Here is a 16,896-nt window from a genome sequence, read left to right on the forward strand (position 1 = left end):
TGGAGAGGCGGGAGGCCCCGGATCGGGGTCCGGGGCGCGGGTTTTCCGGGCCCGCCCGTCCCGGACCAGATCCGGGACCTCACCGGACACCGCCGGGAGAAAGAAGCGGGCAACGGAAAAGGCCCCGCGTCCAGCGCGGGGCCTCTCGTCAGGATCCGATCAGTTCGACTTGGCCTGACGGGCCGCGATGATCGACAGGTAGTTGTCGTGGCCGATGGGACGGAAGCCCAGCGATTCACCGGCGGAGATGTTGTAGGTGCACTCCTTGTCGGCCTCGTACATGCCTTCGACAAGCGCGGTCATCTTCGCCTTCACGTCGTCGGGCAGCGATTTGCGCAGCACGATCGGGCCTTCGGGGATCTCTTTCGAGCGCCAGATCTCGGTCAGGTCGTTCATGTCGATGAGACCCGCGTCCACCGCCTTGCGCAGCGCGCCCGAGTTGTAGCCGTCTTCCCAGGCGCCCTGGCCGTCGGCCCAGGTCACACCGGCGTCCACGTCGCCGTTGTTCACCGCGACGATGGTCTGCTCATGGCCGCCGGTGAACTTCACTTCCTTGAAGTACTCGCCCGACTCCATGGTGATGCCGTCTTTGTACTGCGGGATCTCGATGGAGGGGATCAGGTAGCCAGAGGTCGAGTTCGGATCGCCGAAGCCGAAGGTCTTGCCGGCCATGTCGTCCAGCGAGGCGATGCCGCTGTCCTTGCGGGCGAAGCCGATGGAGTAATAGCCGATGGACCCGTCGAGGTTCACCTTCACCAGCACCGGCTCGACCGCTTCGGGGTCGGCGAGATAGGTGGCGGCATAGCCCGAGGCACCGAGCCAGGCCATGTCCAGCGTGCCGCCCAGCAGGCCCTGGATCACGCCGTTATAGTCGGCGGGCGCGAAGAGCTTGACCGGAACGCCCAGCGTTTCCTCGGAATAGGTCTTCAGGCACTCGTGGTTGTTCAGACGGTCCTGGGCGTTCTCGCCGCCGAGGATGCCGATGTTGAACTCGGTGATTTCCTGCGCCGAGGCGGCGGAAACCAGCGCGGTGGTGGCCAGTGCGGCCGCGATGAGCGTTTTCATGGGTCTTCCCTCTCTGTCGCTGACTGCCCCGTCTCTCGGGGCCTCATGGAAGCTGGTTCAGACCGAGACCTTGGCCTGACGGATCTCCGTCTGGGCCACGGGGTCGCGGATTTCGGTGGAGGTGGCGTCTTCGGAGAATTCCGCCCCCGCGCCATAGATGTCGCGGGCGACGCCGGTGGTGAGCTGTTCGGGCGTGCCGTCGAAGACGATGCGCCCGTCGCGCATGCCGATCACCCGGTCGCAATAGCGCCGCGCGGTGTCGAGCGTGTGCAGGTTGGCAATGACCATGCGGCCATCCTCGTCATGGATGCGGCGCAGCGCCTCCATGACGATCTGCGCGTTCATCGGGTCGAGCGAGGCGATCGGTTCGTCGGCCAGGATGACCCTGGGGTCCTGCATCAGCGCCCGCGCGATGGCGACGCGCTGCTGCTGGCCGCCCGACAGCGCCTCGGCGCGTTTCGCCGCGTGATCTGCGATGCCCAGACGGTCGAGAATGTCGATGGCCCGGTGGATGTCCTCGCGCGGGTAGAGGTTGAACATCGTGGGCAGCACCCGGCGCTTGGCGAGCGTCCCGTGCAGCACGTTCGAGACCACATCCATGCGCGGCACCAGGTTGAACTGCTGGAAGATCATCGCGCAGTCGGACTGCCAGGCGCGCCGCTCGTTGCCCTTGAGCGCCAGCACGTTGCGGCCCTCGAAGCGGATCTCGCCCTCGGTGGCGTCGGTCAGCCGGTTCATCATGCGCAGGAAGGTCGACTTGCCCGCGCCGGAGCGGCCGATGATGCCGATCATCATCGAGCGGTCGACGGTAAAGCTCGCGTTGTCCACGGCCGTGTTTGCGCCGAAGCGCTTGGTCAGCTGGTCTACGACGAGCATGTGTCCCCCGAGTTCATCGTTCCGGGGCTCTATAGGGGCTGGCAGGTGTCGGCTGCGTGACGCTTTCGTATCGAAAAGATCACCGGCGCATGAAGATTTCGTAACGCCGCCCGCGCGCGGCACGGCGATTGCGGCGCGGCGGGATTGATGATCTACAACAGGGAGGTTCATAGCCGAAACCGCCCCCGCCCCCTGCCCCACGCCCGTGGCGCTCCAGGCTCCGGGCCGGTCCGGCGACATCAGGAAATGCCGATTTCACGCGCCATGCCCCAGACGTCCTCTCCCGGTCCGGCACCCGCCATCCCGCTTCTCGACCGCCTCATCGGGCTCTTTCTGGTGCTGATCGCCGGGCTGGTGGCCCTGCGCGAATGGGGCGGGCCCGCGGCGCTCGATCCGCTGCTCTTTGCCCTGCTGGGGCTGCTGGTGGCGGGGCTCTTCGTCAAGGTGCGGGCCGGGCGCAAGGGCTTTGTGCTGGCGGCGCTGGCGCTGACGGGGGCGCTGGTCTGGCGCGGCGGCGACTGGCAGGAGGTGGTGCTGCGCGCCACCCGCTCCGCCGCCTTCATCTGCGCCTTCTTCACCGCGCTGGCAACGCTGCGCAGCGCCGCCGAGCCCTCGCCCGCGATCCGCGCGGGCGGCAGCTTTCTCGCGCGCCAGCCACCGGGACGGCGCTATCTGGCGCTGACCATGGGCGGCAGCGCCTTTGCGTTCATCCTGAATTACGGCGCGATCTCTCTGCTCGGCAGCCTTGCCACGGCGGCAGCGCAGGAAGAGCCCGACGCCGAGATCCGCAATCACCGCCGCCGCCGCATGCTGCTGGCGATCCAGCGGGGTTTCATCAGCTCGCTGCCGTGGTCGCCGCTGTCCTTCGCCATCGCGATCACCACCGCGCTGATCCCCGGCACCAGCTGGGGCAGCGTGCTGCTGCCCGCGCTCGGCACCGCCCTGCTGATGACGCTGATCGGCTGGGGGCTCGACACGCTGTTCAAGCCGCGCCTCACCAATCCCCCCGTGGTGCAGCGGCCCGAGGGGTCCTGGGCGCTGATGCTGCCGCTGCTGGCGCTGCTGGTCATCCTCGCGGTCAGCGTGCTGGTGCTGGGGGCGCTGACGGGCATCCGCGTGGTCGGGCTGGTGCTGGTGATCGTGCCGGTGATGGCGCTGATCTGGGCGGCGCTGCAAAGCCGCGGCGGCGGCGCACCGCTGCGCCGGAGGCTCTCGGACTATTGCTTCCGCGAGATGCCCGGCTATCGCGGCGAGGTTCTGCTGCTGATGATGGCGGGCTACATCGGCACGGTCGCCGCCCCGCTGCTGGTGCCGCTCGTGAAGGCAAGCGGCTTTCACCCCGAGGAGCTGCCAAGCTGGCTGGTGCTCGCCGGGCTGGTCTGGGTGATCCCGCTCGCCGGGCAGTTCGCCATGAATCCGATCCTTGCCGTCACGCTCATCGCGCCGCTGCTGCCAACCCCGGCCGAGCTGGGGGTGACCCCGACCGCGCTGGTCACGGCGATCACGGCGGGCTGGGCGCTGTCGGGCATCAGCTCGCCCTTTACCGCCACGACGCTGCTGATCGGCTCCTTCGCCAATGTCGGCGCGCGCCATGTGGGGCTGCGCTGGAATGGCGCCTATATGCTGTGCGCTCTGGCCACTCTGCCGCTCTGGGTTTTGGCATATGCCTATCTGCTAAGCTGAAATTTGCTTGCATACGAATGACTCGCGGTGCCAGTCTCGGGCCAACCAAGACTGCGGAGCCCGCGATACCATGACGACCCCTCTCATCGACCCGCCCATTTTCGACGGCCACAACGACCTGATCCTGCGCCTGCTGCGCGGCACCGCCACGGCGGACGGCGTCGCGGAAGGGCTGACCGACGGCCATATCGACCTGCCCCGCGCCAGGGCCGGCGGCTTTGCCGGCGGGTTCTTTGCGATCTTCGTGCCCTCGCCCAACAACAAGGCGCAGCGGCAGGAGGAAATGGTCAAACCGCAATACGACATGCCCCTGCCCGAGATGATCCCCTTCGAGGAGGGACGCGAGGTCACGCTGAAGGGCGCCGAGGCACTGGAAGCGCTGGAGGCGGCGGGCGCCGTCACCATCTGCCGCAGCGTGGCCGAGCTGGAACAGGCGATTCACGGGCCGAAGATGGCCGCGATCATGCATATCGAGGGCGCCGAGGGCATCGACCCCGAATTCGAGATGCTGCACGCGATGCACGCGCGCGGGCTGCGCTCGCTGGGGCCGGTCTGGTCGCGCCCGACGATCTTCGGCCATGGCGTGCCGTTCCGCTTTCCCGCCACGCCCGACACCGGGCCGGGCCTTACCGAAGACGGCAAACGGCTGGTGGCCGAGTGCAACAAGCTGAAGATCATGATCGACCTGAGCCACTTAAATGAGCAGGGTTTCAATGACGTCGCGTCGCTTTCCGACGCCCCTCTCGTTGCCACCCACTCCAACGCCTGGGAGGTCACAAAGCACTCGCGCAACCTGACAGACAGGCAGCTTTCGGTCATCGCCGAAAGCGATGGCATGGTGGGCATCAACTTCGCATCGGCCTTCCTGCGCCCCGACGGGCAGATGGACAGCGATTTTTCGCTTGACCTCCTGCTCCGGCATCTTGACCATTTGATCAAATTTTTGGGCGAGGACCGCGTGGGCTTCGGATCGGACTTCGACGGCGCACTGGTGCCGAAGGACATCGTGGACTGCGCGGGCCTGCCCAGGCTGCGCGCGGCGATGGCCGGTCACGGCATCGACGCGGCACTGATGGAGAAACTGGCCTACGGCAACTGGCTGCGCGTGCTGCGCAAGACCTGGGGCGAATGAGAACCAAAGACGACCAACGATAAAAGGCAGCGTTTCAGCGAGCCGGATAACCAAGAAGACAACCAACAGGGAGTATCGACAATGAAACAGTCTCGCAGCTTGCGAACCATGGCGCTGGTCGCGGCGCTCATGGGCTCGGCGGCCATGCCGGCGCTGGCGGAAACGCCGCCCAACATGCTGGTGATCGCCAACCGCATCGACGACATCAAAACCTTCGACCCGGCCGAGAGCTTTGAATTCGCCGGTGCCGACGTGTCGCGCAACGTCTATGAAAAGCTGGTGAACTTCGACCCGCTCGACCTCGACGCAGGCTTCCAGCCGCAGCTCGCCGAAAGCTGGGAGATCTCCGAGGACGGCACCGAGATCACCTTCACCATCGCCAGCGGCCATGTCTTCTCTTCGGGCAACGCGCTGACCGCCAAGGACGTGGAATTCTCGCTGCGCCGCGCGGTGATCCTGAACAAGACCCCCTCCTTCATCCTGACCCAGTTCGGCTTTACGCCCGAGAACGTCGAAGAGACCATCGTCGCCACCGACGACACCACGCTGGTGATCAAGCTCGACCAGAAATACGCCGTCTCCTTCGTGCTGAACTGCTTTGCCGCCACCATCGGCGGCATCGTCGACATGGAAACCGTCATGGCCAACGAGGTCGACGGCGACATGGGCAGCGAATGGCTGCGCACCAACACCGCGGGCTCCGGCCCCTACACCGTGGTGGACTGGAAGCCCAACGAATCCGTGCTGATGGCGCTCAACCCGAACTATTCGGGCGAGAAACCGGCGATGGAGCGGGTGATCGTCCAGCACATCCAGGAATCCGCCACCCAGCGGCTGCAGCTGGAACGCGGCGACATCGACATCGCCCGCAACCTGTCGCCCGAAGACGTGGCGGCGGTGAAGGAGAACCCCGATCTCAAGGTCATCGACGAGCTGAAGGGCCGCCTGATGTACTGGTCGGCCAACCAGAAGAGCGAGATGCTTTCCGATCCCAAGGTGGTTGAGGCGCTGAAATGGGCCACCGATTACGCGGGCATGTCGGGCAGCTTCCTGAACGGGCAATACACCGTGCATCAGGCCTTCCTGCCGCTGACCTTCCTTGGCGCGCTGGAGGACAAGCCCTATACCTTCGACATGGACAAGGCCAAGGCGGCGCTGGCCGAATCCGGCTTCCCGGACTGCGGCCCGATCAAGCTTTCGGTGCGCGAGGCGCAGGAGCGCATCGACATCGCGCAATCGCTGCAGAACACCTGGGGCCAGCTCGGCTGCGAGGCGGAGCTGATCGTCGGCACCGGCGCCCAGACCCTCGACCGCTACCGCGCCCGCGAGCATGACATCTATGTCGGCGCCTGGGGCCCGGATTATCCCGACCCCAACACCAACGCGGGCACCTTCGCCTTCAACCCCGACAACAGCGACGAGGCCGGCGCCACCGGCCTGCTCGCCTGGCGCAACGCCTGGGGCATCCCCGAGATGAGCGAAGAGACCCTCGCCGCCGTGGTCGAGAACGACACCGAAAAGCGCAAGGCGATGTATCTGGCGATCCAGAAGGAACACCAGATGGTCTCGCCCTTCGGCATCATGTTCCAGCAGATCGAACAGCACGGCATGCGCGCCAATGTCGAGAACTTCGTCTCGGGCGGCGCCACCACGGCGGCCACCTACTGGGTCGTGACCAAGTAACGTGGCCGATCTTGCACAAACACCGGACGGGCAGCGCAGGCTGCCCGTTCCCCGCTGGCTGAAAAAGACCGTCGGCACGATGCTGACCGTCGCGGTCACGCTGCTGGGGCTCCTGTTCGTGACCTTCATGATCGGTCGCGTCATGCCCATCGACCCGGTGCTGGCCGTCATCGGCGAGCGCGCGACGCAGGCGCAATATGACGAGGTCTTTCTGGAGCTGGGGCTCGACAAGCCGCTCATCACGCAATTCGCGATCTATGTGAACGATGTGCTGCACGGCGATTTCGGCACCTCGATCCGCACCGGCAAGCTGGTCTCCGAGGACATCGGCCGCGTCTTCCCCGCCACGCTGGAACTCGCCACGCTGGGCACGCTGATCGGCGTGTTCCTGGGCGTGCCGCTGGGCGTGCTCGCCGCCGTCTACCGGGGCCGCTGGATCGACCAGGTGGCGCGCTTCGTGGGGCTCATCGGCTATTCGATGCCGATCTTCTGGCTCGGCCTCATGGGGCTGCTGATCTTTTACGGCATTCTGGGCTGGGTCGCGGGGCCGGGACGGCTCGGCGTCTTCTACCAGGGGCTGGTGCCCGAACGCAGCGGGCTGCTGCTGCTGGATTCGCTCCTCGCCGGTGACTGGACGGTCTTCAAGGACGCGTTCTCGCACATCATCCTGCCCGCCTCGCTGCTGGGCTATTACAGCCTCGCCTATATCTCCCGCATGACCCGCAGCTTCATGCTGGAACAGCTGAATTCCGAATATATCACCACCGCGCGGGTCAAGGGCCTGTCGGAATGGACGGTGATCTGGCGCCACGCCTTCCGCAATATCCGCATCCAGCTCATCACGGTGATCGCGCTGGCCTATGCCAACCTGCTCGAAGGCTCGGTGCTGACCGAGATCATCTTCGCCTGGCCGGGCATCGGGCAGTACATCACCACCTCGCTGCTGTCCAATGACATGAACTCGGTGCTGGGCGGCACGGTGGTGATCGGCACGATCTTCGTGGCGCTGAACATCTTCTCCGACCTGCTCTACCGTTTCTTCGACCCGAGGGCCAAATGAGCGACACGTCTTTCCGCGACTGGCTCACCGCCGACGCCCCCGCCTCCCGCGCCCAGGCGCGCGCCGCCGCCTGGTATGCCGGCTGGCTGAAACTGCGCGGCAACACGCTGGCCATGGTGGGCCTCGTGGTGCTGATCGCGCTGATCCTGCTGGCGCTCTTCGCGCCGCTGCTGGCGACGCAGGATCCCTTCGTGCAGGATCTCGGCGCCCGCCTGAAAGCGCCGGGCTGGGAGGGGCATCTCTTCGGCACCGACAGCCTCGGGCGCGACATCTGGTCCCGCCTCGTCTACGGCGCCCGCATCTCGCTTTATATCGTCGCGCTGGTGGCGCTGGTGGCGCCGCTGCTCGGCCTCATCATCGGCACCGTGGCGGGCTATATGGGCGGCATCATCGACGTGGCGCTGATGCGCTTCACCGACATCTTCCTCGCCTTCCCCCGGCTGATCCTGGCGCTGGCCTTCGTGGCCGCCCTCGGCGCGGGGATCGAGAACGCGGTGCTGGCGATCTCGCTCACCGCCTGGCCGCCCTATGCGCGGATCGCGCGGGCCGAGACGCTCACCATCCGCAACTCCGATTTCATCCACGCGATCAAGCTGCAGGGCGCGGGCCCGCTGCGCATCATCACGCGGCATGTCTGGCCGCTCTGCATCTCGAGCCTGGTGATCCGCGTCACCCTCGACATGGCCGGCATCATCCTGACCGCCGCAGGCCTCGGCTTCCTCGGCCTCGGCGCGCAGCCGCCCAGCCCGGAATGGGGCGCCATGGTCTCGGAGGGGCGCAAATACATCCTCGATTACTGGTGGGTCGCCACCATTCCGGGGCTCGCCATCTTCACCATCTCGCTGGCCTTCAACCTGCTGGGCGACGGGCTGCGCGACGTGCTCGACCCCAAGGAGGCCGGGAAATGACCCCTCCCCCGGCCCCCCTCCGCCGCGCGCGGCACACCCCCGTCCCCCGCCCCGCCCGAGGCGTCCTCTCTTTCCCAGACTGCAGCTTCTTCTCTTTCCAAATACGCACCGGCCCGGCACCGGCCAGAGGCGCGCCATGACCAATCTCCTCGACGTCGAAAACCTCCGCGTCACCTTCCCCACCCGCTCCGGCACATTCGAGGCGGTGCGCGGCATCTCCTTCAGCCTCGGTCGCGAACGCCTCGGCATCGTGGGAGAGTCCGGCTCCGGCAAATCCATGACCGGGCGCGCGATCCTGAAACTCATCCGCAAGCCCGGCATCGTCACCGCCGACCGCATGCGGATGGGCGACACGAACCTGCTCACCGCCTCGGAACGCGAGATGCGCAGGATTCGCGGCCGCCATGCCTCGATGATCATGCAGGACCCGAAATTCTCGCTGAACCCGGTGATGACCGTGGGCAGCCAGATCACCGAGGCGCTGCTCACCCATGAGAAGACCTCGCGCGCCGAGGCCCGCAAACGCGCCGTCGGGATGCTCGACGCGGTGGCCATCCGCAACCCCGAGCGGGTGATGGGGCTCTACCCGCACGAGGTCTCGGGCGGCATGGGGCAGCGCATCATGATCGCCATGATGCTGATCCCCAACCCCGAAATCCTCATCGCCGACGAACCCACCTCCGCCCTCGACGTCTCGGTCCAGCTCCAGGTTCTGGAGATCATGGACAAGCTCGTGACGGACCGTGGCATGGGGCTGATCTTCATCAGCCACGACCTCAACCTCGTGTCGAATTTCTGCGACCGCATCCTCATCATGTATGCGGGCCGCATCGTCGAGGTCTGCCAGGCCGGCAAGCTGCACGAGGCGAAACACCCTTATACCATAGGTCTGCTGAACTCCGTGCCCGATCTCGAACACCCCCGCCCCCGCCTCGACGCGCTGCAGCGCGACCCCGCCTGGCGCGAGGCCCCCTCGGTGAGCGCGCTGACATGAGCGCCATCGGGATCCGCGACCTCAACGTCTGGTTCGGCGAGGGCGCCGAGCTGGTCCGTGCGGTGAAATCCGCCAGCTTCTCGGTGGCCGAAGGCGAAAGCTTCGGCCTCGTGGGCGAGTCGGGCTCGGGAAAATCCACCGTGCTGCGCGCCATCGCCGGGCTGGTGGACAGCTGGAACGGCGACATGTCGGTTCTGGGCGAGCCGCTGGGCCGCCGCCGCAGCGCCGCCTTCTACAAGCGGGTGCAGATGGTCTTTCAGGACCCCTACGCCTCGCTGCACCCGCGCCACACGGTCGACCGGGTGCTGGGCGAGGTGCTGAAACTGCACGGCTTCTCCGACATCGACGCGCGGATCGACAGGCTGCTGAGCGATGTCGGTCTCGGCACCGGCTTCCGCTTCCGCTATCCGCACCAGCTTTCGGGCGGGCAGCGCCAGCGGGTGGCCATCGCCCGCGCGCTCGCGCCCGAGCCGCGCGTGGTGCTGCTCGACGAGCCGACCTCGGCGCTGGACGTGTCGGTGCAGGCGGAAATCCTCAACCTGTTGTCGGATCTCCGCGCCGAACGCGGGCTGACCTATCTGATGGTGAGCCACGATCTGGGCGTCATCGGCCATATGTGCGACCGCATCGCCGTCATGCAGCACGGCGAGATCGTCGAGCTTCTGGACGTGGCGAAGATGCGCGCGCTACAGGCGGATCACCCCTATACCAAACATCTGCTCGACAGCTCGATCCGCAGCATCCGCTAGGGGCCGGAAACCGGCGCCAAGCCGCCGCGACCGGCCTGCCTCCGGCGGGAGTATTTGTCGGAAAGATGAAAGCAGGGACGCCCTTGTCCTTTCATCTTTCCGGGAAATACTCGGGGGAAGCGCGCCCCGGCGCGCGAGGGCGAAGCCCCCTGGCCCCCTCAGCCCGCCTTGCGCAGTTCCGGGGCAACCCTGGTGCCCAGCACCTCGATGGCCTTCATCATATCGGCATGGTCGATCACCCCGATGGCCATCTGGATCGACACCCGGTCGAAGCCCAGATCCTCGCGCAGCCCCAGGATCTTGTCGACCACCTGCGCGGGCGAGCCCACGAATTGCGCGCCCTCCGGGCCGCAGGCGGCGTCGAACTGCGCCCGGCTCTGCGGACCCCAGCCGCGCTCGCGGCCGAGCTGGTCCATCACCGCCTTCTGCGCCGGGAAGAAGATCTCCGCCGCGCGCCGGCTGTCCTCGTCCACAAAGCCATGCACGTTCAGCGACACCCGCGCCTTCTCCGCATGCCCCGCCTGCGCCGCCGCGCGGCGGTAGAGATCGGCCAGGGGCGCGAAACGGCGCGGCTGACCGCCGATGATCGCCAGCGCCAGCGGCAGGCCCAGCCCGCCCGCGCGCACCATGCTCTGCGGCGTGCCGCCCGCCGCGATCCAGACCGGCAGCGACCCGTTCACCGGGCGCGGGTAGACGCCCAGCCCCGCCACCGGCTGGGTATGATCGGTGCCCGGCCAGGTCAGCCTTTCGCCGTCGTTGAGCGCCAGAAGCATCGCCAGCTTCTCCTCGAAGAGCGCATCGTAATCGTTCAGATCGTAGCCGAAGAGCGGAAAGCTCTCGATGAAGCTGCCGCGCCCGACCATCACCTCGGCGCGCCCGCCCGAGAGCGTGTCGAGCGTCGCGAACTGCTCGAACACCCGCACCGGATCGTCGGAGCTGAGCACCGTCACCGCCGAGCTCAGCCGGATCCGCTTCGTCACCGAGGCCGCCGCTGCCAGCACCGTCGCGGGCGAGGAGATCGCGTAATTCGCACGGTGATGTTCCCCCAGCCCGAAGAGGTCGAGCCCGACCTCGTCGGCCAGCCGGATTTCCTCGATCAGCTCCGGCAGCCGCTGCCGCGCATCGACCCGCGCGCCCGTCACCGGGTTCGTGCCAATGTCGCCGAATGTGTAAAGACCGATGTCCATCGTGGAGCCTCCGTTGCGTCGCCCTCAACATAGAGGCCCCGGCGCGGGGCGAAAGCCGCCGGGCCGCACAAACTCTGTGCGGGTGGAGAAGCGCGCCTTCAGCGGCAAATCCCGCTCAACCTTCCAGCGCGGGAATGTTTGATCTGAATCATATTCCGAAGACGACATGCGTTCTAAACCCGGCCGGACCGCGCAGCGCGCGCCACGCCATGGGAGCCCCGAGAGATGACCAGAGCCAGACTGACCCGCCGCCAGATGATCGGCCACGCCGCCGCCGGTGCCACGCTGCTTGCCACGCCTTCGCTTTCCCGCGCGGGCGGCGAGAGGCTCGACCGGTTGGTGATCCAGAGCCCGCCCTCGGGCCCCTCCATCGTCGTCTCCCACGCGGTCGCCATGGGCGCCTTCGCCGATGTGGCAAAGGAGGTGGATTATACACTCTGGAACACCGGCGACGAGCTGCGCGCGGGGCTGGCCTCGGGCAAGCTCGAAGTGGCCATCGTGCCGACCCAGGGGGCGGCGAGCCTCTACAATCGCGGCTTTCCGATCCGGCTGGTGAATGTGGTGACCGACGGCCATTGCGGGCTGTTCTCGACCGGCGCGCCGCTGGCCTCCTTCGCCGGGCTGGAGGGCAAGACCGTCGCCCTGCCCTTCTTCAACGATTTCACCGGCCATGTGATGCGCGCGATGCTGGCGCATTACGGCATCTCCGACAAGGTGACGCTGATCCCGGCGGCCACCCATGTGGAGGGGGCGCAGCTTCTCCTCTCGGGCCGGGCCGAGGCCGCGCTGCTGGCCGAACCGTCCGGCAGCGCCGCGATGATGAAGGCGAAACAGGCGGGGCTGGCGATCTCGCGCGGGGTCGCCACCCGCGAGGAATGGGGCAAGGTCACCGGCGCGGGCAATGCGCTGACCCAGGCCGGGCTGGGTGTGACCGCGGGCTTTGCCGAGACCCATCCGGCGCTGGTCGAGGGGCTGCATCTGGCACTGGAAACCGCCGCTGCGGATGCGCTGGCCAATCCGGCGCAGGCCGCCGCCGATACCGCGCGTCTGACCGACCGCCCGGCGCCGCTGATCGCGGCCGCGCTGCCGCATTCCGGCCTGCATGTGCGCAGGGCCAGCGCGGCGCGCGCGGATCTGGAAGGCACCTATACTGTGCTGCTCAAGGCCGATCCGGGCATTCTGGGCAATGCCCTGCCCGATGACGGGTTCTATCTGCTGTGAGCCCCCGCGCCGCCCCTCTGGCCCGGCTGCGCGAGCGCGGCGAGGCCCTGCCTCTGGCGCTGGCCGAAGCCGGGTCGCGCTACGGGCCGGGTCTGGCCGGGCTGCTGCTCGGGCTGGGGCTCTGGCAGCTGGGCGCCCTCAGCTATGGCCCCTTCATCCTGCCCACGCCTTTCGCCACGGCAAAGGCTGTGGCGGGTATTCTCGGCGCGCCCGAAGGCTGGGCCATCGTGGGCGCCACGGTGCTCCGGGTCATTGCCGGGCTGAGCCTTGCCACGGCCATCGGCGGCGCGCTCGGCATCGCGGCGGGCTATCTGCCGCTGCTGATGCGGCTACTGCGGCCCTGGGCCACGATCCTGCTGGGCATGCCCGCCATCGCCTGGGTGATCCTGACGATGATCTGGTTCGGCCCGACCCATGGCGCGGTGATCTTCACGGTGGCGGTGATGACAACGCCCGTGATCTTCACCGGCGCAGCCGAGGGGGTTCTGACCCGCGACCGCAGGCTCGACGACATGGCCAGAGGCTTCGGCGGCTCCGCCTGGGCGCGCTTCCGCCGGGTGGCGGTCTTCCAGATCGCGGGCCATCTGGCGCCGGTCTTCGCCATCGCGCTGGCGCTCTCCTTCAAGGTCGCGATCATGTCCGAGCTGGTCACCAATGTGACCGGCATCGGCGGCGCGCTGGCGCTCGCCCGCACCCATCTCGACATTGATCAGGCGCTGGCCTGGGTGGCGCTGTCGGTCACGGCGCTGCTGGTTCTGGAACACGCCGCCGTGCGTCCCTTGCGGCGGCGACTTGAGCGCTGGCGCGCGCTGGGGAGGGGCTGATGGGCACGCTCATCGACACCCCCCTGACCCTGGCGGCGCTGCGCTTCTCTTATTCCGGCCGCATGGTGCTGCGCGATGTCTCGCTGGTGCTGCGCCCCGGCGAGATGGTGGCGCTGGTCGGCCCCTCGGGCTGCGGCAAGACCACGCTCGCCCATATCGCGGCGGGCACACTGGCGCCCGACCGGGGCCGGGTGCTGCGCCGCTACAGGCGCCATGGCGTGGTGTTTCAGGAGCCGCGCCTGCTGCCCTGGGCCACCGCGCGGGACAATATCGCGCTGCCCCTGACGCTGGACGGGGTGCGCCCCGAGGAGGCCCGGCACCGCGCCGAAGAGGCCGCCGTCCGAGTGGCGCTGGAGCCCGCCGATCTCGGCAAACATCCCGCCGAGCTCTCGGGCGGGATGCGCCAGCGCGTGGCCATCGCGCGGGCACTGGTGGTCGATCCCGATTTCATGATCTTCGACGAACCCTTCGGCGCGCTCGACGTGGTGCTGCGGCGGCGGATGCAGGACATCGTGATCCGCGAAGTGACCGAGCGCGGCCTCGCCGGGCTCTTCATCACCCATGACCTCTCCGAAGCCGCGCGTCTCGCCCACCGCATCGCGGTGATGCACCCCAAGGGCCAAGGGGTTCTGGGCTCGGCAGTGCCGCCGGGGCGCCCCGGAGACCGGACGGAGCGGCAGCTTTTCGATTACGTCCAGAGCAGCCTCGCGGGCGATCCGCTCTTCGCCGATCTGCAATCGGTCGACGAACGCGCGGCCCCGGCGGTCTGCGGCTGCGATCCGATCGGGGTGCAGCGCTGTTGTTGATGAAATGACCTCGGCCTCGGGTGCTTCCAAGGTGAGGCCCGGAGGGCTTCGCCACGCGCGCACCGCCGAATCCGCCCCGAAAGCCGGGCCCGGCGATGACCCATGAGTTGCCGCGCCGAGCGTGGAATCCCTCGATCTATCCCACCCCCATCCGAAAGGCCTCGAAGCTTGGCACCTGCGCCCCCAAAACGGCAGCCCGGCGGGCCGCGCCCTTGATCCGGGCCAGGGGCGCGGGGATCGCGGCAGCGGCAAAAGCGCCTTCGCCCGGACCTATTATCCGTCCGCCACCACCCCGACCAGCGCCGCCGCCAGCAGCGCCGCCGCGCGCACCCCGTCGATCACCCGCACCGGCGCCCCGTCCTGTAACGCCGCGCGATGCCCGCACATGCCGGCGCAGCCCAGAACCACCGTCTCCGCCCCCTGCCCGGCCAGCCCGGCGATCTCCGCGCGCAGCGCCGCCAGCACCTCCGGCGCGCCCTCCTCCACCGCCAGCACGCCGAAGCCGCTCGGGCGCACCTCGGTGCAGGCCGCGCCGAACCCCAGCGCCGCGATATTGCCCGCGATCACCGGCACCGCCTCCGGCACCGTGGTCAGCACGCCGAAACGCGCGCCCAGCAGCGCCGCCGCGTGAAATCCCGCCTGCCCGATGCCGATCACCGGGCAATGCGCCGCCGCCCTTGCCTCCGCCAGCCCGGTGTCGTCGAAACAGGCGATCACGATGACCTCGGCCCCCGCCTCCCGCGCCGCCGGCAAAAGCGCCAGCAGCCCCGGCACCGCTGCCGCGCCATCCTCCGCCCCCTGAATGACCTCGGGTCCGTCGAGATTGGTCCAGCCCAGCACCGCGCGCCCCGGCAGCGCCGCCCGCGCCGCCGCCACGATGCTCCCGGTCATATGGGCCGAGGCGTTGGGATTGATGAAGAGGATCACCTCAGACGCCCTTGCCCGCATCCGACCCGTGCCGTGCACGGCGCTTGCCGATCACCCAGACCGTCACGATGAAGGTCCCGATGATCAGCAAGGAAAACAGCGTGGTCAGCGTGCCCAGCGCATAGATCACCGGCGTGGTCACATTGGTGGTCATGCCGAAGATCTCCAGCGGCAGCGTGTTGTAGCTGCCCGCCGTCAGCAGCGTGCGCGCGAATTCGTCATAGCTGAGCGTAAAGCCGAAGAGCCCCACCCCGATCAGCGAGGGCGCGATGATCGGCAGCACCACATGGGCGATGGTCTGCCAGGCCGAGGCGCCCTGATCCCGCGCCGCCTCCTCATAGCTCTTGTCGAAGCGGTTGAAGACCGCGAACATGATCAGCAGGCCGAAGGGCAGCGTCCAGGTCAGCTGCGCGCCGAACCCGCTGGTCGCCCAGTGCACCCGCAGCCCGAGCTGGCTGAAGATCAGCCCCACCCCCAGCGAAATCAGGATCGAGGGGATCACCAGCGAGGCGATGATCAGGTAGAACAGCACCCCCGAGCCCGCAAAGCGCTTGCGGAAGGCGAGCCCGCCCATGACCGAGATCACCACGGTGCTCACCATTACCATGAGCCCCAGCGCAAAGCTGCGCCGGAAGGCGCCCCAGATGTCGCCCACCGCCTGTTCCTGGAACAGATCCCGGAACCAGTGCAGCGAAACCCCGTTCATCGGGAAGGTCAGCCCGCCCTGCGGCCCCTGAAAGCTCAGGATGCCGATGGTGATCGTCGGCCCGTAGAGGAACAGGATGAACAGCGCGAACACCGCCGTGAGGATGTAGAAGGACCGCGACCGCGTTTCCATGGCTCAAAGCTCCTTGCGGATGTCGACAAAGCGCAGCAGCACGCCGATCACGATCAGCACGGTGCAGAGCAGCACCACCGCGGTGGCGGCGGCCGAGGGGTATTGCAGCAGCGCGATGTCGTTGGAAATCAGCCGCCCCACATTGGCCTTCTGGCTGCCGGACATGAAGCGCACGGTGATGAAATCCCCCATCACCAGCGTCAGCACAAAGATCGTGCCGATCATGATGCCGGGCTTGGTGAGCGGAAAGATCACATGCCGCAAGGTCTGGAAGCCGCTGGCGCCATTGTCATAGGCCGCCTCGATCAGCGCTCGGTCGATGCGCATCATGGTGTTGAAGATCGGCACCACCATGAACAGCGTGTAAAGATGCACAAAGGCGAGGATCACCGAGAAATCGCTGTAAAGCAGCCATTCCAGCGGTTCGTCGATCACCCCCCAAGAGATCAGCGCGCTGTTGGCGATGCCGTTGCGCCCCAGAAACGGGATCCAGGAAATCATCCGGATGATGTTCGAGGTCCAGAACGGGATCGTGCAGAGCAGGAACAGCGCGATCTGCACGGTCTGGGAGCGGATGTGAAAGGCCAGATAATAGGCCACGGTGAACCCGATCAGCAATGTCAGCGCCCAGGTGATCGCGGCATATTTGAAGGTCGCGAGAAACACCCGGTAGGTGACCTGCGAGCCAAACAGGAACTCGTAATTCTCCAGCGAAAACGCCGGAATGATGGAAAACTCCGTCGCCCGCCAGAAACTGACGATGACGATGGTGACGATCGGCAGGATCAGAAAGCCGATCAGGACAAGGCTCAGCGGCGCGGCCTGCAGCCAGCCGGTCACATGGCGGTTCTTCAGCATCGGGCGCGTCCCCGTCCCTTCTTCTCTTTGAAAATACGCAAAAGCGGGGGTGCGGGGGGCGGCACGCCCCCCGCCGGGGGGCGCC

16 protein-coding genes are annotated in these 16,896 nt (G+C 67.4%); 10 read left to right on the forward strand and 6 right to left on the reverse strand.

Annotated elements, in window-relative coordinates:
- Nucleotides 1-159 precede the first annotated feature (159 nt).
- Nucleotides 160-1,065: a phosphonate ABC transporter substrate-binding protein gene (gene phnD, locus M4578_RS01255; RefSeq protein ID WP_258091617.1), complete on the reverse strand. Its 906-nt coding sequence runs from the start codon at nt 1,063-1,065 to the stop codon at nt 160-162.
- A gap of 57 nt (nt 1,066-1,122) precedes the next feature.
- Nucleotides 1,123-1,941, reverse strand: coding sequence for a phosphonate ABC transporter ATP-binding protein (gene phnC / locus M4578_RS01260; protein WP_258091618.1), 819 nt, complete (start codon nt 1,939-1,941; stop codon nt 1,123-1,125).
- A gap of 264 nt (nt 1,942-2,205) precedes the next feature.
- On the opposite strand from phnC, the gene M4578_RS01265 reads away from it, so the two are divergent.
- The 7 genes from M4578_RS01265 to M4578_RS01295 all read left to right on the forward strand — a co-directional run bounded on the left by M4578_RS01265 (nt 2,206) and on the right by M4578_RS01295 (nt 10,150).
- The gene (locus M4578_RS01265) at nt 2,206-3,624 is read left to right on the forward strand and encodes a hypothetical protein (RefSeq protein ID WP_258091619.1); all 1,419 of its coding nucleotides are present in this window, start codon (nt 2,206-2,208) and stop codon (nt 3,622-3,624) included.
- A gap of 70 nt (nt 3,625-3,694) precedes the next feature.
- Entirely contained in the window at nt 3,695-4,756 is a 1,062-nt protein-coding gene (locus M4578_RS01270; protein ID WP_258091620.1) for a dipeptidase, read from the forward strand.
- A gap of 81 nt (nt 4,757-4,837) precedes the next feature.
- Nucleotides 4,838-6,439, forward strand: a complete 1,602-nt coding sequence (locus M4578_RS01275) for an ABC transporter substrate-binding protein (RefSeq protein WP_258091621.1) — start codon at nt 4,838-4,840, stop codon at nt 6,437-6,439.
- 79 nt (nt 6,440-6,518) lie between these two features.
- Nucleotides 6,519-7,499: an ABC transporter permease gene (locus tag M4578_RS01280; RefSeq protein WP_258091963.1), complete on the forward strand. Its 981-nt coding sequence runs from the start codon at nt 6,519-6,521 to the stop codon at nt 7,497-7,499.
- On the forward strand, nt 7,496-8,407 hold the full coding sequence (locus M4578_RS01285) for an ABC transporter permease (RefSeq protein ID WP_258091622.1): 912 nt from the start codon (nt 7,496-7,498) through the stop codon (nt 8,405-8,407). The genes M4578_RS01280 and M4578_RS01285 overlap by 4 nt, the downstream gene beginning before the upstream one ends.
- 136 nt (nt 8,408-8,543) lie before the next feature.
- Nucleotides 8,544-9,401, forward strand: a complete 858-nt coding sequence (locus M4578_RS01290) for an ABC transporter ATP-binding protein (protein ID WP_258091623.1) — start codon at nt 8,544-8,546, stop codon at nt 9,399-9,401.
- On the forward strand, nt 9,398-10,150 hold the full coding sequence (locus M4578_RS01295) for an ABC transporter ATP-binding protein (RefSeq protein WP_258091624.1): 753 nt from the start codon (nt 9,398-9,400) through the stop codon (nt 10,148-10,150). Before M4578_RS01290 ends, M4578_RS01295 begins: the two co-directional genes overlap by 4 nt.
- Nucleotides 10,151-10,308: 158 nt before the next feature.
- Here the strand turns inward: M4578_RS01295 and M4578_RS01300 are convergent, their stop codons facing one another.
- Complete coding sequence (locus tag M4578_RS01300; RefSeq protein ID WP_258091625.1) at nt 10,309-11,337, reverse strand: LLM class flavin-dependent oxidoreductase; 1,029 nt, start codon at nt 11,335-11,337, stop codon at nt 10,309-10,311.
- A gap of 225 nt (nt 11,338-11,562) precedes the next feature.
- Between M4578_RS01300 and M4578_RS01305 the strand changes: the two genes are divergently transcribed.
- The 3 genes from M4578_RS01305 to M4578_RS01315 are packed head-to-tail and all read left to right on the forward strand — an operon-like array spanning nt 11,563 to nt 14,188.
- The gene (locus M4578_RS01305) at nt 11,563-12,558 is read left to right on the forward strand and encodes an ABC transporter substrate-binding protein (RefSeq protein WP_258091626.1); all 996 of its coding nucleotides are present in this window, start codon (nt 11,563-11,565) and stop codon (nt 12,556-12,558) included.
- The gene (locus M4578_RS01310) at nt 12,555-13,382 is read left to right on the forward strand and encodes an ABC transporter permease (protein ID WP_258091627.1); all 828 of its coding nucleotides are present in this window, start codon (nt 12,555-12,557) and stop codon (nt 13,380-13,382) included. Before M4578_RS01305 ends, M4578_RS01310 begins: the two co-directional genes overlap by 4 nt.
- Nucleotides 13,382-14,188 (forward strand): ABC transporter ATP-binding protein, encoded by an 807-nt coding sequence (locus M4578_RS01315; RefSeq protein ID WP_258091628.1) that lies wholly within the window; start codon nt 13,382-13,384, stop codon nt 14,186-14,188. Before M4578_RS01310 ends, M4578_RS01315 begins: the two co-directional genes overlap by 1 nt.
- A 273-nt stretch (nt 14,189-14,461) precedes the next feature.
- Here M4578_RS01315 and M4578_RS01320 read toward each other — a convergent pair whose 3' ends face one another.
- From M4578_RS01320 to M4578_RS01330, 3 genes are read right to left on the reverse strand one after another with little or no spacing between them, the layout of a single operon-like run.
- Nucleotides 14,462-15,115: an aspartate/glutamate racemase family protein gene (locus M4578_RS01320; RefSeq protein ID WP_258091629.1), complete on the reverse strand. Its 654-nt coding sequence runs from the start codon at nt 15,113-15,115 to the stop codon at nt 14,462-14,464.
- A gap of 1 nt (nt 15,116) precedes the next feature.
- Nucleotides 15,117-15,953, reverse strand: a complete 837-nt coding sequence (locus M4578_RS01325; RefSeq protein ID WP_258091630.1) for an ABC transporter permease — start codon at nt 15,951-15,953, stop codon at nt 15,117-15,119.
- Between the two features lie 3 nt (nt 15,954-15,956).
- Nucleotides 15,957-16,811 carry an ABC transporter permease gene (locus M4578_RS01330; protein ID WP_258091631.1) on the reverse strand — a complete coding sequence of 285 codons (855 nt, stop codon included), beginning with the start codon at nt 16,809-16,811 and terminating at the stop codon, nt 15,957-15,959.
- Nucleotides 16,812-16,896 lie beyond the last annotated feature (85 nt).

It is taken from the genome of Salipiger pentaromativorans (assembly GCF_024721115.1).
GTDB classification, from domain to species: Bacteria; Pseudomonadota; Alphaproteobacteria; order Rhodobacterales; family Rhodobacteraceae; genus Salipiger; species Salipiger pentaromativorans.